Origin of the sequence: Neolewinella persica DSM 23188 (genome assembly GCF_000373105.1) — a bacterium.
GTDB classification, from domain to species: Bacteria; Bacteroidota; Bacteroidia; order Chitinophagales; family Saprospiraceae; genus Neolewinella; species Neolewinella persica.
In genome coordinates this window covers 56,151-81,517 of record NZ_KB890439.1, presented here as the reverse complement: position 1 = coordinate 81,517, position 25,367 = coordinate 56,151, and the positions used below count along the sequence as shown (strand labels likewise).

The 25,367-nt window shown below is 50.8% G+C and carries 19 protein-coding genes; 7 read left to right on the top strand and 12 right to left on the bottom strand.

Going from position 1 to position 25,367, the window contains the following annotated elements; all coding sequences use genetic code 11:
* Window positions 1-119: 119 nt before the first annotated feature.
* Together B036_RS0116990 and pgi are read right to left on the bottom strand one after the other, a co-directional pair.
* The gene (locus B036_RS0116990; RefSeq protein ID WP_020569933.1) at window positions 120-920 is read right to left on the bottom strand and encodes an enoyl-ACP reductase FabI; all 801 of its coding nucleotides are present in this window, start codon (window positions 918-920) and stop codon (window positions 120-122) included.
* Window positions 921-1,045: 125 nt separating this feature from the next.
* Window positions 1,046-2,695: a glucose-6-phosphate isomerase gene (gene pgi, locus B036_RS0116985; protein ID WP_026232071.1), complete on the bottom strand. Its 1,650-nt coding sequence runs from the start codon at window positions 2,693-2,695 to the stop codon at window positions 1,046-1,048.
* Window positions 2,696-3,518: 823 nt separating this feature from the next.
* Between pgi and B036_RS29805 the strand changes: the two genes are divergently transcribed.
* From B036_RS29805 to B036_RS0116955, 6 genes are all read left to right on the top strand, one after another.
* Window positions 3,519-5,060, top strand: a complete 1,542-nt coding sequence (locus B036_RS29805) for a fasciclin domain-containing protein (RefSeq protein ID WP_020569931.1) — start codon at window positions 3,519-3,521, stop codon at window positions 5,058-5,060.
* A gap of 209 nt (window positions 5,061-5,269) precedes the next feature.
* A complete protein-coding gene (gene gldA / locus B036_RS0116975; protein WP_020569930.1) occupies window positions 5,270-6,187 on the top strand; it encodes a gliding motility-associated ABC transporter ATP-binding subunit GldA in 918 nt (305 codons plus the stop codon).
* A gap of 72 nt (window positions 6,188-6,259) precedes the next feature.
* A complete protein-coding gene (locus tag B036_RS0116970; protein ID WP_020569929.1) occupies window positions 6,260-6,913 on the top strand; it encodes a hypothetical protein in 654 nt (217 codons plus the stop codon).
* A gap of 426 nt (window positions 6,914-7,339) precedes the next feature.
* Window positions 7,340-8,068, top strand: coding sequence for a gliding motility-associated ABC transporter permease subunit GldF (gene gldF, locus B036_RS0116965; protein ID WP_020569928.1), 729 nt, complete (start codon window positions 7,340-7,342; stop codon window positions 8,066-8,068).
* 297 nt (window positions 8,069-8,365) lie between these two features.
* Complete coding sequence (locus B036_RS0116960; RefSeq protein WP_026232070.1) at window positions 8,366-9,532, top strand: HlyD family secretion protein; 1,167 nt, start codon at window positions 8,366-8,368, stop codon at window positions 9,530-9,532.
* Window positions 9,529-11,703 (top strand): peptidase domain-containing ABC transporter, encoded by a 2,175-nt coding sequence (locus B036_RS0116955; RefSeq protein WP_020569926.1) that lies wholly within the window; start codon window positions 9,529-9,531, stop codon window positions 11,701-11,703. Before B036_RS0116960 ends, B036_RS0116955 begins: the two co-directional genes overlap by 4 nt.
* Window positions 11,704-11,808: 105 nt before the next feature.
* Here the strand turns inward: B036_RS0116955 and B036_RS0116950 are convergent, their stop codons facing one another.
* Together B036_RS0116950 and B036_RS0116945 are read right to left on the bottom strand one after the other, a co-directional pair.
* Entirely contained in the window at window positions 11,809-12,468 is a 660-nt protein-coding gene (locus B036_RS0116950; protein ID WP_020569925.1) for an alpha/beta hydrolase, read from the bottom strand.
* Window positions 12,469-12,645: 177 nt separating this feature from the next.
* A complete protein-coding gene (locus tag B036_RS0116945) occupies window positions 12,646-12,840 on the bottom strand; it encodes a hypothetical protein (RefSeq protein WP_026232069.1) in 195 nt (64 codons plus the stop codon).
* A 380-nt stretch (window positions 12,841-13,220) separates the two neighbouring features.
* Between B036_RS0116945 and B036_RS0116940 the strand changes: the two genes are divergently transcribed.
* Entirely contained in the window at window positions 13,221-15,155 is a 1,935-nt protein-coding gene (locus tag B036_RS0116940; RefSeq protein WP_020569923.1) for an alpha-1,4-glucan--maltose-1-phosphate maltosyltransferase, read from the top strand.
* A 22-nt stretch (window positions 15,156-15,177) separates the two neighbouring features.
* Here B036_RS0116940 and B036_RS0116935 read toward each other — a convergent pair whose 3' ends face one another.
* The 8 genes from B036_RS0116935 to B036_RS0116900 form a co-directional block, all read right to left on the bottom strand.
* Window positions 15,178-16,209, bottom strand: a complete 1,032-nt coding sequence (locus tag B036_RS0116935) for an NHL repeat-containing protein (protein ID WP_020569922.1) — start codon at window positions 16,207-16,209, stop codon at window positions 15,178-15,180.
* On the bottom strand, window positions 16,193-17,230 hold the full coding sequence (gene mnmH / locus B036_RS29800) for a tRNA 2-selenouridine(34) synthase MnmH (RefSeq protein ID WP_020569921.1): 1,038 nt from the start codon (window positions 17,228-17,230) through the stop codon (window positions 16,193-16,195). The genes B036_RS0116935 and mnmH overlap by 17 nt, the downstream gene beginning before the upstream one ends.
* Before the next feature lie 65 nt (window positions 17,231-17,295).
* Window positions 17,296-19,161: a serine hydrolase gene (locus B036_RS32275; RefSeq protein ID WP_020569920.1), complete on the bottom strand. Its 1,866-nt coding sequence runs from the start codon at window positions 19,159-19,161 to the stop codon at window positions 17,296-17,298.
* 108 nt (window positions 19,162-19,269) lie between these two features.
* Entirely contained in the window at window positions 19,270-20,496 is a 1,227-nt protein-coding gene (locus B036_RS0116920) for an FG-GAP repeat domain-containing protein (RefSeq protein ID WP_020569919.1), read from the bottom strand.
* A 7-nt stretch (window positions 20,497-20,503) separates the two neighbouring features.
* Complete coding sequence (locus tag B036_RS0116915; protein ID WP_020569918.1) at window positions 20,504-21,748, bottom strand: FG-GAP repeat domain-containing protein; 1,245 nt, start codon at window positions 21,746-21,748, stop codon at window positions 20,504-20,506.
* Window positions 21,749-21,913: 165 nt separating this feature from the next.
* Window positions 21,914-23,377, bottom strand: coding sequence for a porin family protein (locus B036_RS0116910; RefSeq protein ID WP_020569917.1), 1,464 nt, complete (start codon window positions 23,375-23,377; stop codon window positions 21,914-21,916).
* 2 nt (window positions 23,378-23,379) lie between these two features.
* Complete coding sequence (locus B036_RS0116905) at window positions 23,380-24,003, bottom strand: RNA polymerase sigma factor (protein ID WP_020569916.1); 624 nt, start codon at window positions 24,001-24,003, stop codon at window positions 23,380-23,382.
* Between the two features lie 65 nt (window positions 24,004-24,068).
* A complete protein-coding gene (locus B036_RS0116900) occupies window positions 24,069-25,346 on the bottom strand; it encodes a hypothetical protein (RefSeq protein ID WP_020569915.1) in 1,278 nt (425 codons plus the stop codon).
* Window positions 25,347-25,367 lie beyond the last annotated feature (21 nt).

Below are 25,367 nucleotides of genomic sequence, written 5' to 3'. Positions count from 1 at the left end.
TGCCGCTGTTACCACTCACTTCGCTTCGCTTGTATGCTCAAAGTAAGCACCCGAAAGGTGACGAACGGTACTTGCGGCAGCAACTCGGTAATTCACTGACTCTTTGACTCAGTTACTGACTACTTGATCAGCTTAGGGTTCATCCCCATATTAGAGAATCCACCATCATGGTAAAGGTTCTGCATCGTTACGTAGCGGGTGAGGTCACTGAAGAGGGTGGCGCAGAAGTTGGCGCAATCCTCAGCCGGCGCATTGCCGAGTGGGCTCATATCGTCTCCATAGCCGAAGAATTCGGTGAAGCCAGGAATGCCTTTACCAGCCGTAGTCATGGTAGGCGACTGGCTGATGGTGTTCACCCGGACGTGGTTTTTCTCACCAAAATGATAACCGAAGCTACGGGCAAAACTCTCCAGCAGTGCTTTGCTTTCTGCCATCTCCCCGTAGTCGGGGAAAACGCGCTGCGCCGCGATGTAGCTCAGCCCGAGAATACTTCCCCAATCGGCCATGTGGTCACCTTTATAGAGCACCTGACACATTTTGTGGAAGCTGATCGCACTGATGTCGAAGGTCTTTTGCATCCAGTCGTGGTTGAGGTCGGTGTAATCCTTCTTTTTGCGCACGTTGACGCTCATCCCGATAGCGTGGAGGACAAAATCGATCTTTCCGCCCAGGATTTCCTCTGATTTGACGAAGAGGTTTTCCAGATCCTCGATGCTCGTTGCGTCGGCGGGGATAACTTCTGTGTCGATGCCGGCGGCAAGCTCCTGCAGAGCTCCCATACGCAGCGCAACCGGGGCGTTGGTGAGCGTAAATTTGGCGCCCATCTGATGGCAGACTTCGGCAATTTTCCAGGCAAGGGATTGATCGTCAAGTGCGCCGAAGATGACGCCACGTTTGCCTGCTAGTAGTTGGATGGACATAGTATTTGTCTTTTAGTCTGTTGGTCTATTAGTGTGGTAGAGATGGTGGCAAAGGTAACAGCAATTAGCGATTAGCCCTAAGGTTACATTTTGTCTGAAAAAGCCGTTGGAAGGCTGAAGAACCGTTAGCGCCAGGCCTTGTAGGCATTGATCAAACCATTTGTGCTTGAATCGTGACTTTGCACCTGCGCACCGCCGCCCAACTCCGGTAAAATTGCTTTGGCCAATTGCTTACCCAATTCAACACCCCACTGGTCAAAGCTGTAAATGTTCCAGATGACACCCTGCACAAAAATCTTATGTTCGTACATCGCAATCAGCTGGCCCAGCACGTAGGGGGTTATTTTCTTAGCCAAGATAGAGTTCGTTGGCCGGTTGCCATCGAAAACCTTGAAGGGAACCAATTCGGCAATTTCGGCGTCTGACTTACCAGCAGCCTTGAGTTCGGCAGAAACCTGGGACGCAGTTTTTCCGTTCATGAGCGCTTCCGTCTGGGCAAAAAAGTTACTTAGCAGGATGGCATGATGATCGCCAAGCGGGTTATGAGAAACGGCCGGAGCGATAAAATCACAAGGAATTAGCCGGGTACCCTGGTGAATCAACTGATAGAATGCGTGCTGACCGTTGGTGCCGGGTTCACCCCAGATAATGGGGCCTGTTTCATAGTCGACCGGGTTACCGTTTCGGTCTACACTCTTACCGTTACTTTCCATGTTTCCTTGTTGGAAGTAAGCGGGAAAACGGTGTAAATATTGGTCATAGGGCAGAATCGCTTCCGTCTCCGCGCCAAAAAAGTTGGTGTACCAAACGCCGATCAGGGCTAGTTTTACCGGTAGGTTTTCTTCCAGTTCGGCGTGCCGGAAGTGCTCGTCCATGGCATACATACCGTCGAGTAATCCGGCAAAGTTATCGAAGCCCACCGTCAGCGCAATACTCATGCCAATGGCCGAGGACAGGGAGTAGCGACCGCCTACCCAGTCCCAAAAACCGAAAATATTTTCACCGTCGATGCCGAATTCTTTGACACCATCCTCGTTGGTACTCAAGGCGGCGAAGTGCTTTGCTACGTCGGCCTCACTTCCACCATTGTCATAGAACCACTGGCGTGCGCTACGTGCATTAGTCATGGTTTCCTGAGTAGTAAAAGTTTTAGAAGCTACCAGGAAAAGCGTTGTTTCCGGGTCAACTTTTTTCAGCACCTCAGCGAGGTGCGTACCGTCGATGTTGCTGACGAAGTGAACCTCACGGCCTTCGATCCAGTATGGCTTCAGGGCCTCGGTGACCATAACAGGGCCGAGATCGGAACCGCCAATACCAATATTTACGACTTGTGTTAAAGGCTTGCCGGTGTACCCTAGATGGCTACCAGCATGTACCTTTTCGCAAAAAGACTTCATCCGGCGGAGTACTTCCCGCACTTCGGGCATGACATCAACTCCGTCAACGATGATTTCCCCTTTACCCCGGTTTCGCAGCGCGACGTGCAGTACTGCCCGACCTTCCGTTCCATTAATGACGGCTCCGCCAAACATTTGCTCAGTAGCTTCTTTAACGCCGCAGTCTTCGGCTAGCCGGTACAACATATCCAGGGTTTCCTGGGTAATGATGTTTTTGGAATAGTCAATCAGCAGGTCTTCCAACGTCTGACTAAAATTTCCAAAGCGATCAGGGTCCTGAGCAAACAAGTCCTTCATGTGTCGCCCTTCCATTTCATGCGCGTGCATTTCCAGTTCTTTCCAGGCCAGGGTAGTTGTAGGATCAATAGTGGGAAGCATAGCTGCTGTTTTTGCGGTTTGAGTGAGCATAGGTCCAACCAGTATAGATAACTCATGCGCAGTGCAGGCCATCGAGGCAGTCGGAATTCCAGAAGGGGCAAATATGCGTCATGCAGCCGGAACCCACCCTACATTAAGGTAACAATTCCTCAGGGCTTTACTCCTCCCCCTTAAACCTTAGTCCCTCCAAGCGGCTTTTGGAATCTGGCCGGCACCTGATAAACCGGTTGGCGGTACAGAACTCATCGAGACCCTTTTGAGAAGAAACAATGAAGTGAAAGAAGCCTTGCAAGCAAGAACTTTCGCCAATTGAGAAATAATACTATAAGTTAAAGAAACTGGTCTAAACCAACATTCGTAGGTAAAGTCCTAGGATTAACGGGTTTATCTCCATATTTTTGCATTATCAAGCGTTTTTATGTTTTAAGTACTCTTTGAAAATTACAACCTGAACAACAACAAAACACAAGTGGAATTGCCCGTACTCTCCTTGAGAGTACTCAGAACTATTCCATTCCCCCCAGAACTAACAACCCACGTAGAATTTATTTCTACCAGATGAAAGTCACCTGACTTTGTCTGTTGACCTCAGATTTGTTTCTGGTGTCAGTAAAGATCTTTTTTAGCTGTTCACATTAACAATAGCGTTAGAGGAGGAATCGAGCGACCGGTTCCTCCTTTTTTCATTTACCCATCTTTGGTTTTAGACGAAGTACGTTTAATTTTGAACAAGATTTACTTCGCTCCGTTGTAACGAACAGAGGCATAATTCCCTCTGTGTCAATCTTACGTTGACGTGCATTAGTAAACCAATAAAATTAATATGAAACGCTTTATTTTCTCCCTGCTTGCCTTAGCAAGCTTTGCTCTCTTTATGCCTGCTACCAGCGCGGCACAATCAATGGGCAACAAAACCATCGTCGAAATTGCCGCAGGCAACGATGATTTTTCTACCCTGGTCACCGCCATCAAGGCAGCTGGATTGGCTGAAACATTATCTGGTGAAGGTCCCTTTACCGTTTTCGCCCCAACCAACGCTGCTTTTGCTGCCCTGCCTGAAGGCTTAGTGTCAGAATTGGTCAAGCCGGAAAACAAGGCTACGTTACAAAAGATCCTCACTTACCACGTTGTCTCCGGAAACTTGAAAGCTGCGGACGTAGTAGCTGGTATCAAAAGTGGTAATGGTACATTGAAGGCCTCAACCGTCGCCGGTAGTGACTTTAATGTTATGTTGGACATGGGTAAAGTTAAGATCAAAGACGGTAAGGGCAACGTAACCAACGTTACGGCGACCGACCTCTCAGGCTCTAACGGTGTCATCCACGTTATCGATCAGGTTATGCTGCCTGCGGACGTTGATCCGGGTATGCTTCTGAAGGGCACCGCAAAGGCACCTGCCATGCAAACCATTGTAGGAATCGCTGCCGGTAACGAAAATTTCTCCACCCTGGTCACCGCCATCAAGGCAGCTGGATTGGCTGAAACATTATCTGGAAAAGGTCCCTTTACCGTCTTCGCGCCAACCAATGAAGCTTTTGCAGCCTTGCCTGAAGGTTTGGTAGCAGCGTTGGTAAAGCCCGAAAACAAGGCTACGCTACAAAAAATCCTAACCTATCACGTGGTATCCGGAAACCTGAAAGCTGCTGACGTAGTAGCTGGTATCAAAAGCGGTAATGGTACTTTGAGTGCCAAGACCGTTGCTGGCAGTAATTTCAATGTCATGCTGGACATGGGTAAGGTGAAGATCAAAGACGGCAAAGGCAACGTTACCAATGTGACGGCGACTGACCTCTCAGGCTCCAATGGTGTCATCCACGTTATCGATCGTGTTATGCTACCCGCTGATGTTGATCCGGGGATGCTGCTTAAGGGCACAGCCATGACCATGACTAAGAAAGGTGCTGACCGCGCCGCAGACATGGGGCCAAGCATCGCCGCAATCGCTTCTGGTAACGAAAATTTCTCCACCCTGACTGCAGCACTAGGAGCTGCTGGCTTGGTAGAAACCTTTGATGCCGCCGGGGAATACACAGTATTTGCCCCAACAAATGACGCTTTCAATAAGCTTCCAGACGGTACCGTGGAGACACTGACCACTACTGCGAAAGATCAACTGCAAGCCATCCTGGCCTACCATGTCATACCAGCGGTGATTTCTTCCGGAGATCTGGTAGCGGCCATTAAGGCCAACAAGAACTACTACCTGATGCAGACTTTAGGCAAGCAAACCATTGTTGCCACCATCAAAGATGGCAAAGTCCAGATCATTGACCCGAATGGTAACCGTTCTACCGTAATCATGACCGACGTAAAGGCCAGTAATGGCGTTATTCACGGTATTGACACCGTGATTCTTCCCCGGTAACCTGAGGTGAAATCAGATGGTCAATTGACCACAATCCAAAGCGGTGCTTTCCCAAGGGAAAGTGCCGCTTTGGCATTTTCAATCCTGGCCCCATCTAAAGTATTTGTAGCGGAACAGGTTTCCTAACAAGTCTTACATTTGCCCCAGGAAAATATTTCCTGGCTTTGAGCTGTTCTTTTTTTGGCTCACCATCACAATCTATCCCTACTTTGTCAGTAAGCGTAAAGGAATTAACCAAAATATACGGCGATCAACGAGCGCTGGACAGCATCAGCTTTGAAGCTTCTGCCGGGCAGATTCTTGGGTTCTTAGGTCCTAACGGGGCTGGTAAGACCACGACGATGAAGATACTGACCTGTTACCTGAGCCAATCATCGGGTACCGCCGAGGTCTGTGGTCACGACGTTGAAACAGACAGCCTGGCCGTGCGCCGGCTAGTAGGCTATCTCCCCGAACACAACCCTTTATACAAAGACATGTACGTGCGGGAGTACCTGTCTTTTGCTGCCAAAGCAAACAAGCTTAGTGGAGCAAAAGCCCGCATTGAAGAGTTGATCGAGATGACGGGGTTAGGCAGGGAAAGTCATAAACAAATTGGCGCGCTCTCTAAAGGATACCGACAGCGTGTGGGGCTTGCCCAGGCAATGCTTCATGATCCGCAGGTGCTGATCCTGGACGAACCGACCAGCGGTCTGGACCCTAATCAGTTGGCTGAAATCCGAACATTGATCAAGACACTGGGTAAGGAAAAGACGGTTATCTTCAGCACCCACATCATGCAGGAGGTGCAGGCGCTTTGTGACCGGGTGATCATCATTGACCGAGGCAAATTAGTGGCCGACGACCCAATTAGCCGCTTACAGCGCAGGTTAGCGGGCGACTCCTCCCTGATTGTCACCTTCGATCGTCAGGTCGATACAAATAAACTCGCCCAAATAAAGGGGGTTTCCCGTGCAGTAGCCAACCCCAAAGCCCCGCACTACCGTCTTTACCTTGCCGGTAAAGCAGACGCACGCGCCGAAGTCTTTCGGTTTGCCGTAGACAATAACCTGGTACTCCTGGGCTTACAACGGGAAGACCTGAGTGTAGAGGAAGTCTTCAGAGCACTAACGACATCGGAGAAATAGGCCGTTCCCAAACGATGCCGTGTATTAAGTCCCAGACCTGCTTATTCCAAACAACATTTGCAAATTACCCCGATGGTAAAACTCTTACTTCTTTCCACCTTCTTCACGATTACTACCACCGTTGTTGGTCAGGCCACCTTCAACTCTGATTACAGCTTTCCCGAAGGGGTTTACCTCAGCCATGCCTCCTTACTCGCCAACCAGCCCGACCTGGAGTGGGAATCTATTGATGGAGAAATGGTCCAGTTGCCCGAAGATTTCCGGGTCCAGATTGCCGGATATGGCTACAAAGACGAAAGAATTAATCAAGAGATCATCCCCTACGCCATCAGCCTGGAAGGGGAACCATACCTATTTATTCGCAAAAACGAACAGCGCAAGTTTCACGAATTCGCCGGTTTTCGTGTAAAGGGTCTGCTCAGCGTTTTGCAGTATGATACGACCGTGGTAAATCGGCAACTGATGCAGGCCTTTAACCCGATCAACGGCCAACCCTTCCGGCAAGCCTACGTAGAGCGGGAAAAAACCATCTCCCTTACCAAAATATTGCACCTGCGCACCGGCGCCCTGATGCCTTTCACCCACCAAAACCTGGTCCGCCTTTGTTCCGATGATCAGGAAATTGCCCGGGCGCTGATCGATGTAAACCCCAAAGAAGCAGCAATGATGCTTAGAGCACTTAAACTATATGACGACCGACATCCTTTAACTTTGCCGATCAAGTGAGCTTCGCTCTTGTTGCAGGGTCGCTTCGCTCCTGTTGCAGGGTTGCAGGGTCGCTTCGCTCCCGTTGCAGGGGTTGCAGGGTCGCTTCGCTCCTGTTGCAGGGTCGCTTCGCTCCTGTTGCAGGGTCGCTTCGCTCCTGTTGCAGGGTCGCTTCGCTCCCGTTGCAGGGTCGCTTCGCTCCTGTTGCAGGGGTTACAGGGTCGCTTCGCTCCTGTTGCAGGAGTTGCAGGGTCGCTTCGCTCCTGTTGCAGGAGTTGCAGGAGTTGCAGGAAATGCTCAACTTGCAACCCTTGCAACCCTTGCAACGTGAGCGAAGCGAACCCTGCAACACCTGCAACTCCTGCAACACCTGCAACCTGCAACTTACAACCTGCAACCTGCAACCTGCAACCTGCAACTTACAACCTGTAACCTGTAACCTCTTCCATGCTAGCTATTTTCACGAAAGAAATCAATGCCTTTTTCAGCAGCCTTATCGGTTATATCGTTATTGCGGTGTTTCTATTGGTGACCGGGCTGTTCATGTTTGTTTTTCCGGACACCAGCCTGCTTGATTTTGGGTACGCCAGCCTCGGCCCTTTTTTTGTCCTCGTCCCCAACATCCTGACGTTCATCATTCCCGCCATTTGCATGCGCGCTTTTGCGGAAGAGAATCAGACCGGAGCCATCGAGTTATTGGTTACCCGACCATTGCGAGACATTGAGATTGTATTAGGGAAATTTTTTGCCTGTCTGCTACTGGTCCTTATTGCCCTCCTCCCTACCCTATTGTATTACTACACGGTATACCAGCTGGGTGCGCCGGTCGGAAATATTGATGCCGGAGGAACAATGGGTTCTTACCTGGGCTTAGTGTTTTTGTCCATGGCCTTTGTCGCCATTGGCTTATTTGCCAGTTCTTTAACCAGTAACCAGATTGTAGGGTTCCTATTGGCCCTCGCCCTTTCATTTTGGTGTTACTTCGGCTTCGAACTTATGAGTGGTTTGCCGATGTTCGAGTACTCAGCGGGGTTTATCCAGTCGCTGGGCATGCAGTCTCATTTCCGGTCATTGGGCCGTGGGCTGATTGACAGCCGTGACGTGATCTACTTTGTTAGCCTGACTGGGTTTTTCTTGTTGTTGACAGTGCTGAGTTTGGAACGGAGGAAGTGGTAGGAAGGTTAGAGCATAGTTCAGTAGTTCATAGTCTATAGTCCCGTTTAACATGACCGTTATCGACCATGAAATTACTAAACTTTGAACTAATAAGGCGCGGCCGCAGGTGCAAGGAACGGATAATGAGCAAGGGAAGGCTGCCAAATAAACAACTGTATAGCAAGAACTTATAAGGCATCTCCGCAGCATTACGCCCTAATTCTTCAGAACGAATCAACGATAAACGTCTTTTCATCGGTATCGATCTTCCCTCATATTTGCGAGGTACGAATTCCCGTATGGAAAAGCGAAAGCCACGTGCCTAACACCTCCTTCCCATCCCGCAATCCAACCCAGACCATAGAAGGGCTGTATTCTCGTCATTACCGCCGTGGCTACCCCGTTTACCTCACCATGATTGCGGTATTACTGCTTATCTCCGTTGCCTTACCTTTCATCAGTATTGACGTAGGAAGTGAAGGAAGGGCCATCCTTCAAACCGCCCAGCGGCCGGTCAGCATCCTCTCCCCCACCGAAGGCAGGGTCCTTTTCGCCCACCTTCGGGACAACCTTGAAGTCGAAGCAGGCGATACCCTGCTGATTCTCGACGCTTCAGAACTTACCGCTGAAACAAAACACCTCAGCGATGGGATCCAGGAACATCAGTCCACCATAGCGGACCTGAAGCAACTCATCACCGCCCTTTCTGCCAACGTGTACCCTAAACTACAAACTGCACTTTACCAAAGGGACTATCAGGACTTTCGTCACCAATGGGATCAGGCTGAATTGAAGGTTACGCATGCACGCAAACAGCTTGACCGGCAGGAATCGCTTTTTACCACGGGAACCATCGCCAAAATGGAGATAGAACGGTACCGTTTCGACCATGAACTGGCGGTTAACGAACAGACCCAGCTAAAGGAACGTCGGCGTCACCTATGGACCCAGGAGCTTACGCGCAACGAACGTGAACTGCGTACCCTGCGTCTCAAAAACAATTCCCTGCACCAGCGTTCGCGCCACCTCGTCATCACCGCACCAACGGCAGGCCACCTGATGCAAACCGTCGGCCTGCTCCCTGGTTCCTTCGTTGGGCCAGCACAAGAAATTGTAAAAATCTCTCCAACCGGAGCACTGGAAGTAGCGATCAGCGTATCGCCCCAGGACATCGGTCTGATCCGGGAAGGCATTCCCGTCACCATGCGTATGGACGCTTTCACGCACACCCGCTGGGGGCTGGTCCGCGCCCAGGTCAGGGAAATCGGGCAAGACGTAATCACCGATGCGAATGGCCGACTTACATTTCTGGTGAAGTGTACGCTGCTTGACCAGCAGCTCCTGCTACCAAGTGGCCACCGCGGCGAGCTTAGTAAGGGAATGACCGCCACCGCGCATTTCACCCTGGCCCGCAGAACTCTCGCACAACTGCTTCGTGACAGACTGGAGGACTGGCTTCCGCCCCCCACAATTTCCAACTTATGAAAAAGACCATCAAGCAGCACGATCGTACCGATTGTGGCGCAGCCTGCCTGGCCTCCATCGCCGCACATTATCGCCTTGGTATACCGATCGCCCGTGTTCGCCAACAGGCGGACACCAGTGCTAAAGGAACTAATCTGCTGGGTCTTGTCAACGCCGCAACGAAGAACGGATTTACCGCCCGGGGGGTACGTGCGGACGCAGAGGCACTCTACACGGTCTCCCTTCCCGCCATCGCCCATCTCGTGATTAATGAACGCAGCCATCACTTTGTAGTGGTCTACCGAATCGGCCATCGATACGTAAAACTGATGGACCCGGCCACGGGAAGAATGGAGAAACGGCGTATTTCAGCTTTCCTTGAAGAATGGTCGGGCGTTCTGCTCTTAATTGCACCAGGTGAAGTCTTTGTTCCCGGCGAAAAGCGCACCAGTATCCGGCAACGCTTCACGCAACTACTGGCCCCGCATCGAAGTATTTTGGTGCAGGCGCTGATTGGCACATTGATCTATACTGTTCTTGGATTGTCTACCGCCATTTACCTCCAAAAAATTACCGATTTTGTCCTCCTCAGCGGTAATACGGCATTGCTTAACCTGCTAAGCATTGGCATGCTGATTTTGCTTGCGCTCTCCGTTTTTCTTGGCACCATGAAATCTCTCATGGTCCTGCGTACGGGACAGTTGATCGATGCAAAACTGATCCTTGGGTACTACCAGCATTTGCTACGGTTGCCACAGCGTTTTTTCGATACCATGCGGACTGGTGAGATTATTTCCCGAATCAACGACGCCGTAAAAATCAGGGCTTTTATCAACGACGTAGTCATTAACCTACTGGTCAACGTCTTCATCATTATTTTCTCGTTCTGCCTCATGTTCACCTATTACTGGAAACTGGCACTGATAATGTTAATCGTAATCCCGCTGTATACCTGTACCTACTACCTGACCAACCGGCTGAACCGCCGCCGGGAAAGAGTGCTTATGGAACGTGCTGCGGAGCTTGAAAACCAGCTGGTGGAGAGCATCAACGCTATTCGGACGATAAAACAACTGCGCCTCGAAGAACATGCCAACATCGAAACGGAGAGCCGTGTCATCAATCTGCTGGATGCCGGATATCGGTCTGGCCTTAACGCTGTATTCTCTGGCACCACCGCCGAAACGATCGGACGATTCTTTACCATTATTTTGCTTTGGGCCGGCTCATCCTTTGTCATCGGTGGTGCCATCAGTCCGGGGGAATTATTGGGCTTCTACGCGCTTATTGGCTACTTCACCGGTCCGGCCAGGAACCTGATAGGAATGAACAAGAAGATCCAAAACGCCATCATTGCGGCTGATCGGTTGTTTGAAATCGTAGACTTACTGCCAGAGAAAGGGCAAAAAGCGACCGTGACCTTAACACCTGAACTGATCGGTGATTTACATTTCCAGGGGGTTAATTTTTCCTACGGCGCTGGCCGGGAAGTATTTTCTGCGCTTGACCTGACCCTTAAAGCGGGAACCATCAATGGTATCGTGGGAGAGAGCGGTTCGGGCAAATCGACCGTGGCCTCGTTGGTCCAAAAACTCTACCCTTTGAATGGCGGACGGGTTACCCTTGGCGACCTTGACCTGGAATACATCGATACCGACAGCTTACGTAAACACATCGGGGTCGTGCCGCAGCAAGTCGATCTTTTTGCCGGCTCCTTGTTAGAAAACATCACCGTTGGCACTAAGAAAATGGACATGAAGAAGGTGCTTGACCTTTGTCGGGAACTTGGATTATTGTCCTTCATAGAGCGGTTGCCCGAGGGTTTCCATACCTACGTTGGTGAAAACGGCGTCAACCTCAGCGGCGGGCAGCGGCAACGGATCGCCCTGGCGCGGGCCGTCTATCGGGATCCGCAAATCCTGTTGCTTGACGAGGCGACGGCCTCTCTGGACTCCGTGAGTGAAGCTTACGTTCTGCAGGTGATGAACCGGATGAGATCGGAAGGAAAAACGATTTTATTGATCGCCCACCGCCTCAGTACGGTGCTGGAAGCCGACCAGATCATCGTAATGGAAGAAGGCCGCATTCTCGAGCAGGGCGATCACGCGGAACTATTGCAACTGAACGGAAAGTACCATGAGTTGTGGCGGCGTCAGTTTCCGGTGGGGGTTATGCGACGGATGGTGGGATGATCCTTTTTTCGGGCGGGGACGCGGGTGCAAAGCAGCAGGTTTTGAAGAGCAGGGTAAGCAGTAACTCTTTAAAACTGAGGAAAAAGACCCACTTAAACTCAACCTCTAGTCAACTCTCAGCGCCTCAATAACGGCCTTACCAACCTGCTCCGCCTCCGCATGAACCATAAAGTGCGAACCACCTTCAATAACCACATCTGGTGGTGCAATCAACCCAATAATGGGAAAGGTTTTGTCCTCCGTTCCATGTATGCGGAAGATGCTGGTTATTGAAGGCCCTCCGGCCGACTGCCAGCCAGATAATTCTTTCAAAGCCCACTGGAGATAGCTATTCGAGTACCCGCTGATCATGCTTTTAAACAGGTCCTTATCCGCATCACTTACCAATCCGTTGCTTCCCCCCCAGTATTTAACCGTTTTAATGGTTAGCTCTTTCGTCATAAGACGATACAGACCTAAGGGCTTTACCAATCTAAAAGATCCAGGAATTTCCCCCCTCGACTGCACACTTGAAATCAGGATGACCTTCCTGATCTTTCGCTTCGCCGCAATCTCCTGGGCGATGACTCCGCCAATGGAATGACCAATAAGGACAATGTCTTCATCAGCAGGTACGCCATCAAAGAGTCTCAGGGAGTAGTCGCTTATCACCTCGTGCTTACGTGGCTCTAACCAATTCAGGCACTCCACCTCGTAATCGGCGAGGGGCAATCCTTCAAAAATCCTGTGATCGTAGCCCAATCCTGGTATTAGGTAAATTTTCATAGTGCAATCCTGTCTGATTAAACAATTCAACTTATCAGGAAGACGCTGCAAGATCAGAAAAGGTAAGTACAAAGCCAATTAATCTTAGACATGTCGATCGCTTTTTTCATAAAAGGCTGCTGAAACCCACGCAGCATGATTGCTACTACCCGGAGACGGAACTCCAACCCGTCTAGCTTAATTATTGCACCATTCTTCTTTTATAAACTCCAGGCCCTTGCCTTCCTCTTTGTTTAACCTGATTACGTAACTCTCGTCCCGACAAGCAACGTCGAAAACGCTGTTCACGGTTCCGTAGCCCTTTATTTCAGAAATGGCCAATGTGGTCTCCTTCAGTTTAGCCTGAAAGATTTCCGCGACTATCTTTTTCATTTTTGACCTTTTAAGTTGTGCCATAACTTCCTGCTCAATTCATCAAAAGTTGCTTCGTACGATGTTTCACCTTACTAATGTGGTATTGGCTACGTCCTACTTTTACATCAGCATCTTCAGACTACAAAGACTACCGTCAGTGATCAACTATAAGGTTTCGTCATGACTTGAGCTGAACTGAGATAAAATTCCTGGTAGCAACGACGGGCTCAGCCACTGATCGGAGCCCTCACCTTGCTCCTTCATCTCTTTACCCAGCACCCGCGTCCCCGCCCCAAAACACCCAAATCTAAAAACCTTTACAATCTGCGAACATTCATTACCTTATCGCTTTATATCTTTTTGCCTAACATTGCACTTCCAAAAGCCAGCCAACCTTTATGCAGAATCGCTCCGTCATTGACAACGTCAAACCGCAAATAAACCGTGGAAGATTTATGATCCAAAGGGTCGTAGGGGAATCCGTAAACGTGTCTGCAGACATCTTCGGAGACTCGCACGATTATCTCCGGGCCGTGCTGGAGTACAAAACCAGCAAAGCGCGTAAGTGGACCTCGGTTGAAATGTTGGAAGCAGGCAACGATGTTTGGACCGCCTCCTTCAAGGTTACCGAGCAAGCCATCTACCAATACCGGATAGTTTCGTGGGTAGACCACCTGCTAACCTGGTACAGAGGCTTCAAAAAGAAGCAGGCCGATGGTCAGGAAATGGGTGTAGAACTTAAAATCGGCGCTAACCTGCTGAACCAGGTTGCCGCCAAACTGAAAGGCGCAGGCCTTAAGGAGTTGAATGCTGCTATCAAGGAATTTGGGCAAAAAGATGAAGCGAAAGCGGTGGCTTTTGTCCTTGGACCAGTATTCGGTAAGGTCATTAACGATTACCCGCTCCGGCGCCACGAAACAACTTACGATCACAATCTGCGCGTAAAGGTTGGTCGCCTGAGGGAGCGCTTCAGCAGCTGGTACGAACTTTTTCCCCGCTCTGCTTCTCCCGATGTCAGCCGCTCCGGCACCTTTAAAGATGTAGCAGCGTTGTTGCCCCGCATTGATGAATTGGGCTTTGACGTGCTGTACATGCCCCCCGTTCATCCCGTAGGCCGCAAGAACCGCAAAGGCCGGAACAACGCCACCAACGCCATGGAGGGCGAACCGGGAAGCCCATGGGCAATTGGTTCGTCTGAAGGAGGACATAAAGCCATCCTGCCGGAGCTTGGTAACATCAGTGACTACAAAGCACTGATCAAAAAAGCTAAAAAGGAATACGACATCGACGTGGCCCTTGACCTCGCCTTCCAGTGCGCACCCGATCACCCGTACGTCAAAGAGCACCCATCCTGGTTCACGTGGCGGCCAGACGGTACGATCATGTACGCAGAGAACCCACCAAAGAAGTACCAGGACATAGTGCCGATTAACTTCGAGACGGAAGACCATAAAGCTCTCTGGAAAGAACTACTCAGTGTTGTATTGTACTGGTGTAAAGCGGGAGTGACCATCTTTAGGGTAGACAACCCCCACACCAAGCCCTACCGTTTCTGGGAATTCATCATCGAGGAAACGAACAAAGAATACCCCGATATTATCTTCCTCGCCGAAGCCTTCACTCGGCCTGCGATTATGGGAGAACTGGCCAAACGGGGCTTTCAGCAGAGCTATACTTACTTCACCTGGCGGACGACCCCGAAGGAAATGAAGGAGTACCTGATTGAGCTCACGACAACTGAGCTGGCGGACATCATGCAGCCAAACTTCTGGCCCAATACGCCCGACATTCTGGCCTTCGAGATGATGGGAGCCAACTCCAATCAATTCGTCAAAAGGTTATTGCTGGCCGCTACCCTGTCCAGTTCTTACGGCCTGTACGGGCCGAGCTATGAGCTGACGGAAAACCGTGGAAACACTAACGGCAAGGAAGAGTACTACGACTCCGAGAAGTACATGGTTCGCCATTACGACTGGAGCTACCGCAACCGGATCACGGACGCCTACACGCTTATCAACCGTGCGCGTAAGAATAATCCGGCCTTGCAACAGACAAACAACATTCGCTTTACGTCCTGCGACAACGGCAACCTGCTCAGCTACGTAAAGTGGGACGATGCCAAAACCAATTTCATCTGGACCATCGTCAACTTCGATCAGCACAGCCGGCAAGGTGGCCACGTTGGCGTACCGCATGACCTCTTGGGCCATAATGGCTTTCGGGTTACTGATCTCTTAACGGGCAAGCAGTACTGGTGGGGAGGTGATGCTAACTACGTTGATATTGATCCGGGTCAGTGGCCAGCGCATGTTTTTTTGGTGGAGTTTGCTTGAATTATGGGGAGTATCGCTGTCTCTAGTTTGGAGCATACCAGTTAGAAAGTGGTGTAATTTCCGGCGTCGTCCCGCCGGTCGACCAGCGGTAGGTCGTTTGGGTGAGTACGGGACAGGTAAGGTCGAGCGCCGTCCAGGGAGCTGGCATCAATGCTCCGCCCGGGACCGTCTCGATCTCAAGGTCGATCAGAACGCCATCTTCCAGACGACGCTCACCAACGTTATTCCTGATCACGGATAAGGGAGCGAAGTTATCGCAGTTAGCTCCTCCGAACGTAAAATCTTCATCGACTCGGGCTACAGTGGTCACTCCCAGGCTGCTGTCCGTGCAACTCGCTTCGAAGCCGGTTAGCATAAACCCCGGCTGCTCCGTACTCTTCCTGAAATCTGAGTAACGCGATCCGAGTTGATTGGTAGACTGAAAAGCTTCCAGGACGTTCCCGTTGGCATCGAGGTGAATAAAACCGTTTTGGCGAAGCCCTCCCTGCTCCGGGAGAATATTGAGTAACAAGGTAGCTCCCCCGTTATCATTTAATACCATGCTTACAGCATTTGAGGAAAACGCTCCGTCCGCGAGGTATTCCCGGGAAAACAGAATGCCTCCATTTGGGGTCAACTTCAGTAAGCGGGTTACTAATCTGCTTTCAGTAAAATGTCCGGTCACGCCAAGGATCCAGATGTTATTGTCGGCATCTTCAAGAATTTTAACGTTCCTTGAATCAAGCCCGCTTACCGCAACTTTCTGGAAGCTGCCCCACGACCAGACTAATTCACCAGCATCATCAATTTTAAATACCTGGAATACGCCATTCAGGCCGTTCATTGCTTCGATGTCTCCCATGCCTACGTAAACCCGGCCGCCATTTACGGCGGCGGAAGCAGGGATTTCGCCTCTACGCGGATGCGAATCCTGAAACCCAAAAGTTTGTACCAACTCCCCCGATGCACTAAGCCGGACGATCAGACCAATGGGGTCATTATCGTTCGGTGGCTTATACTCACCAACCAGTTCAATTCCGCCGTTGGGAAGAAGGCAATTACAAATCGAGGCCATCGACCTCCGCCAAAATCTGCCCCGCAATCTCCCCCACCTCAGCACTAACCGTCCGAACCCGACAAAGCACCTGGGCATTCCGTCGTTCGCCATAGTGCCTGTAAGCCTTATCATAGTAAACAAGGGCGATGCGCGCAGCGGCAGCAAAATCATCTGCGGCCAGTGCTTCGATCGCGGCCTTCAGGTGTTGCCCGCCCAGCCGTTTTTTGATCCGGGTAAAGGCAGCGATCAGTTCTTCCTTCGGGTAACTCGCGTAATTATCCACCAGGTGCCTGATCCGCCATTCCATCGGCTGTTCCAGAATAACGATGGGCGATCCGACCAGCCGGGAATAGAACTCATCCGACATATAAACGTGGCCGATCATTCTGCTTTCGTCTTCCAGCCATACCACCTCCCCTTCGGGGATGCTGCGGAGCGCAGCAAAGAGCCTGTTTTCAAAGGCCTCGGAGGACGGTTGAGGGCCTTCACCCAGTCCGCCAAAGGCGGAACCTTTGTGGTTTGCCAACCCCTCCAGATCAATGACGTTGGCGCCCTGCTCCCGCATGGCAAGCAAGACCGGCGTTTTCCCTGATCCCGTCGGCGCACTCAACACTTTGAACTGATGTCGTGGCTCGCTCAGGTACTGACGAATGTACTTACGCGTCGCTTTATAGCCTCCCGTTAACTGGCCGACTTCGAAGCCTGCCCGCTCCAGCAACCACGCCACGCTACCGCTGCGCTGTCCGCCGCGCCAGCAGTGGACCACTACCTTATTCCCCGGTGCCAACTTCCGGGCAGTTTCCACCAATTTCCGCATTTTACCTCCCGCAATATCAAGTCCTTCCAATAGCGCAGCATCGGGGGAATCTTGTTTATACAGCGTCCCTACCCTCGCCCGCTCCTCGTTAGAAAACAGCGGCAGGTTCAGCGCACCGGGCAGGCAGGCTTCCTCATATTCACCGGGTGACCGGACATCAAGCAGGGCGAAGCCCTGCCAGGTGGGGTTGGTGAATAGGTCTTTGACTGTAAGGGTCTTCATGATAGGCGAAGGTACGCTTCAGGATCCTTGCCTACATTACCTTTCTTTGCACCTGCGGCAGCGCCCTACTGCTTATGGATCACCCGCCTTACTTTTAGCTGTCCATCCTGCAAAACTACTAAGGTGTATAGGCCTGTAGGGTAATTGGCCAGCGACAAGGCCGTTTCTGCCAAAGCCTGGCCTGACCGTAATTCCTGGCCGATGGCATCATACAAACGATAAGTGGTCTTAGCAAGGTGGGCCGGATCATCAAGGGTAAACCTGAAAAGACCATCCGTTGGATTAGGAAAGAGTTTGAAATCTACCACAAACTGAGGATCTTCAACGAAAGTACTTGAGGTGGTCACCGATATTTCAGTAGCGTCACACAGTCGATACAGGGGGAAATTTCTGGTATCACTATTCTTCCGGAAAGGGAATGCCCGCAAAAAGTAGGTGGTGGTAGGCTCAAGGGAAAGGATTTCTACTTCATCTTCATCTCCAACGTAGACCACCTTTGCTCCACCGGGCAAAACATCTCCAACCTCATAACTGACCGCCTCCTCCGGATAGGAAGCCAAAAACTCAGTCTCACTGGCGACAATGAGTACTTCCACCCCTGTAGGTAAATCATAGCTTACCGTAGCTGCGGCCGCATTCTGGATGGGGGTTGCCGTGAAGTTAGTCACCCCTGCCTCTGGTTGCAACATCAGGTCGTACCCAGGCCAGGAAGTAGCACCTCCTATACAACTCCAGGGTAGGCCGTCAAGGTCCGCCCAAAACTGATTGGATCGGCGATCGATGATTCTTTTGTTCAGAATCAAGGCGAAGTTGTACCCTCCGCTGGACCTGACCATAATGCTGGCGGTCCCGTCGAGGGCTCCAGTATGCCACCAATTATTAGCTGAGTTTACGGCCCAGCCCTTGGCGTAGTAATTAGCATTTGCAGAAGGCGTAGTCATAGAATTGATCGTAGTACTACTCAATTGATCTGGTTTACTGTTAAATCCATCGACGGTGCTGAGCAAACGAATGAGGTCGGCAGCACTTGCTACCCAGCCACCATGAGGCCCCATTGCTTCGATCGTCCAACCGCCGTATTCCCAGGGTACCTGCTGACCTGTTCCATAAGCGGAGGACACCGTAAACCCATTACCTTCATATTCTACCTCGCGTGGCAAGCGGTCTTCCCGTAAATCCTTCCCAAGGTTCATATCACACACATTAGCCGGAGCGAATACGTCCTCCCGCATATAGGTTTCGTAATCTTTTCCGGTAACGGCCTCGATGATTTCTCCAAGTACGAGATATCCAATATTAGAGTAAGCATATCTAGTTCCGGGAGTGAATTCAAGGCCTTTTTCCAAAAGGAAAAAAATGGGGTCCTCCGTTTTCATTGGATTGCCAACACCGAGAGTTTGTGTAATGTGTAGTGGTGCGCCGATAGGATCACACCCTCCACGAAAGAAGCTGTAGGGTGTAGTTGGATTAGGGAAGCAGTTTTGATCACGATCCCATCCTCCTGAATGCTCTAGCAAGTGCTGGACAGTAACATCGTAAACCCGGTTATCTGTAATGTTGGCCATGCTGAGGTATTCGTGGCTAGCAAGAAGACTCCCCGGGCCAAACACCTTTTCGTTTAGTTCAAGGCTTCCCGCTTCTATCAGCTTCATTATGCCAATGGACGTCAGAGGTTTGGAGACACTGGCAACCCGGAAACGATGCCAGGGTTGGGTGACTATTTGCCCGGCCAAATCGGCCTTGCCAAAAGCACGGTTGTACACCAGCTTGCCATTTCGAGAAATGGCCAGGGAGGCAGCGGGGATATCGTATTCATTGAGGAAGCTTTGCACTTGGGCATCACAGCTGGACAAGCCTGAAAAGGCAGCACCAGTCTGAGCAAAAAGAAAGGAACAACAGTACACTGCGAACAGGGAAAAAAGGAAACGCATGGGTGGTGATTTTCTGTAAAGGATGACAAAAACGCCAGACCAGCTAACTGATTGGGCATAAACGAAAATACAGAATTCTGTTTAATCATTAATCAAATCACCGTTAAATCACTTTGCGTCGTTCCGCCAGAGATGCACAAACTGATGCTGGTCCCAACCGATACTGATGATGTCCAGGTCGCCATCACCGTCCATGTCAAAAGCCTGCGCTCCGAGGTGAGATTCCTTACCCCGGTCAATTTCTTGTTTAGTGAAATGGCCGGCACCATCATTCTTCCAAAGCTGCAAAGCGAGGTCTGGACCTTTGTGTTCTGCGGTGAGGATGTCTTCATCTCCATCCTGATCCAGGTCTGCCAGGTCCAGGTTATTCATGGAGTATTGGGTGACGATGGCGTTGCGCACAAAGCCGGTATCGGAAGCCATGAAAGCCCACAGGGTAGCGTCTGGCTCCAGGCCGGGGTACCGTTCTTCTGCGACGACTACGTCGATGCGGCCGTCTCCATTCAAGTCGGTGGCCTCTACCCTGTCGATAGCGAAAGCGGTATGGCCCACCTGGTGACGGGTCCAGTCGGGCGTCATAGTACCTGGATTTTCAAACCACACTACCGTAGTCGGCACTTCGGCATCAAGGCCAGGGACGCGATAGCCGGAAATCAGGTCGAGGTCGCCATCTCCATCCATGTCAGCTACGCCGAAGCCTTCGTCGCTGGCGTCGGCGCCTACCAGAACGACGGGCCAGGGCAATGCCGCCGTTGGGTCCATAACGTAGAGCCCCCCCTGGCTCGCGTAAATTATTTCAACGTCCCCTTTACCAGGAAAGAGGTCGGCGGTTTTATAACCTTGTCCGTTGTGATGACCGGTAGGAGGCACCCGGGCGACGACTTCACCCTTCGTAAAATCTCCATTTTGATCTACCGAAAAACGAATCACTTCAGGAAGTGCTTCGGCCAGGATACTCGGTGCCTTTTCTCCGATTAGTTGATAAGTCAGGTTAGCGTCCACATTGACGGCCAGGTCTATTTTCTCCCATTTCCCGGTCATATCTCCGCCGGGGTTTCGAAAGACGGTACGCCCGGTAACGATCTCCAGCTTACCGTCTCCGGTAAAATCGGCTGCCGCCAGGCCAAAGTAACGCAGCCATTCCGGCCCGTCAAATTCTCCCCACATTACGTTGGTGGAGTCTATTTGAATGTACGTCCACTGCTCCGTCGACAAGGTATTGGGTACGTCTGCAGGTGGAAGCTGGTCAGCAGATTCAGTGGCTGGTCCACAGGCAGACAGGACGAACATTGCACCTGCGACCGCGCCCAAAAAAAGTTGCTTAAGGATTCTCATTGGGCAATTACTTCATTTGGTTCTCCATGAAGAAAAGATCCGTAGCCTCATGGTTTGGATAACGAAAGATGTCCATGTCACCATCCCCCTCAAAGTCAGCTACTCTACCGTTATAAATGCCTTCGTTTTCAATCACCTTCCGCCCCCACTCATCATTTCCGTCGTTGGTGAGTACCAATACTTCAAAATGGTCAACCTTTGGATCCAGATTTATCGCACGGGCGTAGTTGATCCCAGTCACAATGTCGAAGTCTCCATCCATGTCCATATCAAAAACCTGGAGGGTGTGCGCGGCGGGCAATTCCTCCAGGACAATCGATTCAATGTAAGTCCCGTCGCGTTTGCGCATATAATAAGCCAACGGGTATCCAGCTCTCTCGCTGTGGCTGATGAAGATCATCGGAATTCCGCTGCCCAGCATATCGACCACAAAGGTTTTAGTGCCGTTGGCACTCCAGTCTCCGGTTTGCGTATTCCATTTGGGGTCAATTACTTCAATGGTCCAATCCTCCGTAAGGTCACCACCGGGGTTCATGAACACGAAGCCGTTGGCCGCAATGTCCAGGTCGCCGTCGTTGTCAATATCTCCCAAGTCCATGCCTTCATGGAGGCCATCACGAGTGATGTCCTGCACCATTTTAAAGGTACCGTCTTCCTGCTGCTGGTGAATACGCAGGTTGTGTTCGTCAAAGGTGAGCACCGCAAGATCATTGCGGCCATCTCCGTCAAAATCTCCGATGGACAGGTCCTTAACCGCGTCTTTCGCCAGTCCGATGGGATGAGGCGTCCAGGACGGATTTTCGTAATAGAATATCTCGGCGCTCTCTCCTGCATCATCCCATTCACCGGTGTGCTTCACGGCCAGGATGTCCAGATCACCGTCGCCGTCCATGTCTCCGGTTTCCAGGTCGCCCGAAGCAAAAGTGCCGCCAGTTGGTGGCGCCTGGGCGACGATGGTTTCCTTCCACAGCTCTCCGTCTTTCGCGCCAGTCCGGAAGGCAAGATAGCCTCCGTTAGCATTGTTATTGATGTAAACCACATCCTGCAGTCCGTCATTGGTCACATCTCCCACCGTAAGGGCCCACCACCATTTGGCGTTGTCGACCACCCGGTGGGAAACGAAGTCCATGGGTTTGGAGGCAGCAGGTTCTTCGTCCACCCTATTATCGATGTCACCGGTTGAGGTGGTCTCATTTCCACATGCGGTAAGCAATAGGAAAAGGAAAGGAAGCACTAGTATTAATTTCCGCATAATCAGGCTGGGTACTTTGTAAAGTGGCAGATGCCACCGTGATCTGCGGGGAAGATAAAACAAAGTTGGGGGTGAGTGTGCTTATTCCGGACACGGAGCGCCATTCGTTCAGGGCCGGAGGTCCGTCTATCGTAGCGTGGGGGTTCACCCCTACGTATTCGTTATCTACAAGCCAAAAACAACCCCAATCGATCCACCATATAACATTGAATTAGCCGACAGCTCGTACAAGGCAGACTGACCATACCGTTGCCAACGAAGGTCAGCTCTGGCCTGGATCCTTACCTGGCTGTTCAACCGATAATTTATGGAAGGACGAATTTGGTAAGACAGGTAAAAATCAGGTGCAGGAAGATTTACTCCACCGCCATTAGAATAAGTAACAATTTGCTGTAGAGCATTAAGTGACCGGCCAGTCTGTTGGGTCAGGTAATTGAAGGAAATTCCTGCGGACAACCCAGCCTCCCAACGGCCAGAAGCAAAAGTTTTTTCCAGCATCAGCGGGACACTGAGTAAGGTCTGGCGATTGTTATGCTGCACGCGACGAATGGCGACAGCATCGATCTCACGGCCATTCCGCATCATTACCGTATCCCGCTGTTGGGTATACCGGAAGGTGGTATGGGTCTTCAACAATTCTACCCCGGAATACAACTTCAGGCCCGGCTTTAGACGATAGCCCACCTCCAGGGCAGCGGACTGCCCTAATGCTTCCCCCCGGGAAGCGTTGAGCACATCAGCCAAATCATCTGCAGCGGCGGATGGATACCTGTGCCGCAGCATATTCGTGCCCACAAAGACGCCAAGCTCAGCCCTGGGACGACGTAGTTGTCTTATGGGCAAGATGGATTTAAAATTCTCAACCAAAAGTTCCTTTTTGTTCCTTACCAGCGGAGCAATTGTTGTTGGTAAATTAAGCTTACTTACGGCAACTTCATTGAGGGAAGGAATGGTTTTCAAGTCATTGGCTGGCACAGCGCCAGTGGACATTAGCTTCTCCTTACGCGCTCTTTTTGCCTCATCCTTAGCCAGATTTTCTTCAAATACTTGCACATTGGAGGGTTTTGTTCCGGACGAACGTTCATCAGTCATTGCTGCTGTGACTACTGGCTCGTCTTTTGCATTGTTCGACAAGCTCGCTTCTGCTGATTCATTTGTGGCTAAAGCCTTGTCAATAATCCGTTCGGAACTACCGGCTGAAATATGATTTTCAGAATCAGCAGGCTTAGATACATTCCCTTTGCCCGCTAAACTCTGCAGACTTTCCCCTTTCTTTGTTGCAGCCTCCCCTTTTTCGCCGGCAATAACATCTACTGCGTCGATACCTTCTTCACGGACCTGCCTTGTGGGAGCTTCGGCAATTTCAACCACATTTTCGCTTAGGAATTCAATATCGTCCAGGTCCGTATTCCCTTCGTCTTTCTGCAGAAGAATACTCAATGAAACGCTCAAAGCCACAAACACCCCCAATAAGGTAAGACCAATAGTTCTCCACTTAAAGGAAGAGCCCTTTTCTTTCTCGGGCGGTAGCCCCTGCTCAATTGCAGCCCATAGGTCGTCAGGTGCGACTCCTTTATCAGAAGTAGCATTACCAAGGCGTTTTTTCAGAATAGTTTCGAAAAAGGTCATGACTACTGGGTTAAGAAAAGAGTGATGATTTGAGCTAGAGGGACGAGAATCAGACCAATTTCAAGCCGGTGTTCCCGGCTGATGTCGGCCCGTAGATCGGTCGGCAAGCGTTTTTTTAGCCAGGCCCTGCTACGTGCCAGTCGTTGCCTGGATAATTGGGGATCAATATCCAACATCTTACTAATCTCCTGGTGCGAAAAACCATCGATGACGTAGAAGTTAAACACTTCGAAATATGGACGCGGCATCTGCTTCAGCCACGCGACCAAGTCTTCGTTGGACAATTGGGCAAAAACTTCCGGCTGTATTTCCGGATCATGCATATTGATAACCAACTCCTGGGTACCGCTCTGCTTTCGCTTACGATTACACTTCAGGCAGGCATTAATGGCGATGCGCGTAGACCAGGTCTTAAAGCTGGCTTTCTCTACGTCAAACTGGCTAAGGCTACCAAAAACACTGATAAAAGTATCCTGGAGAGCATCTTTCAGGTCCGCCTCATTGATCAGGTATCGACGACAACTCAAATTCAGGTAAGGGAGGCAGAGGTCATACAAGTGCCGTTGTGCCGCACGATTATTCGCGAGGCACCTGGCAATTAGTTGGATGTCGACCTTACGACTCATAAAGTTGATTGGTAAAGGTAGACTGCGGAGAGGCTTAAAAACACCTCTCCGCAGTCCCTATCGTTCTATTCACAATTACAGTTGGCAGTAACGGTTCCACTGCCGCCGCCGGGGGTCCGGCAGTTGTCACCAACATTGGCCTGTAGTTGAGGGCAATCGAAGGTTTGCGTTGCGATACAAAGACACTCTTGGTTGATTCTACCGGCAGTACTGTCGGCAGTCAGGCAGACAGCCCCAAAATCAAGGCGGAGGTCCGGGCAATCAAAAGTATTGTTATTCGGTTCACAGTTACAATCCTGACTAACCGTTCCGGCTTGGCCGTCACCGGTCCGGCAAACGTCGCGGAAGTTGGCTTGTAAGTCCGGGCAATCAAAAGTATTGTTATTCGGTTCACAGTTACAATCCTGACTGACCGTTCCAGCTTGGCCGTCACCGGTCCGGCAAACGTCGCGGAAGTTGGCTTGTAAGTCCGGGCAATCAAACTCAGTGCTGCCAGTGATGCATTCACAATCTCCGGATATGACACCAAGAATTCCAGTAGCGCTTACACAAGTGTCCCGGAAATTCAGCTGAAGATCGGGGCAATCAAAATCGTTGTTGTAAGGCTCGCAGCCACAGTCCTGATTTATGAATCCTTCTTCACCATCAGCGGTCTGGCAATCATCGCGGTAATTCGCTTGCTGATCGGGGCAGTCGAAGTCATTGTTGTAAGGAACACAGTTGCAATTCGGATTTACGTAGCCGTAGGTGCTATCGGCCAACATACAGTCCCATTCGTAGTTTAATTGTAGGTCAGGGCAGTCAAACTCGGTGCCGCCAATACATTCACAGTCTCCAGACACTAGGCCCGGGTTCCCTACAGCATTAATGCAGGTATCCCGGTAATTAAGTTGAAGACCAGGACAATCGAAATCGTTGTAGGGCGTACAACCACAGTTCTCATCGACGTAGCCTCCGCCAGAACCGGTCCGGCAGTCATCGCCAATATTAAGCATCAGGTTGTCACAATCGAAAGAGGTCGTATCGGTGGTGATAAAACAGGCACAATCGCCAGATACCAGGCCGGTCAGTCCAGTTGCGGTGGTACAGGAGTCCCGGAAATTGAGTTGCAGGTCAGGGCAGTCAAAGGCATTACCGAAGCCTTCACAGGCACAATCGGCGTTCACGGTGCCAATGACGCCGGCAGCATTTAAACAGGAATCGCCAATCATGGCTTCTATTCTTGGGCAATCGAATACCGGCAGGATTTCAATTTCGTCGCTGTCCAGCAGTCCACAAGAAGTGAAGATGGCAATTAGCGATAGCAGCAGGAAGCCCTGAAGAGAAAATAGTTGCTTTTTCATTAGGTTGAATTATCGAGTAGA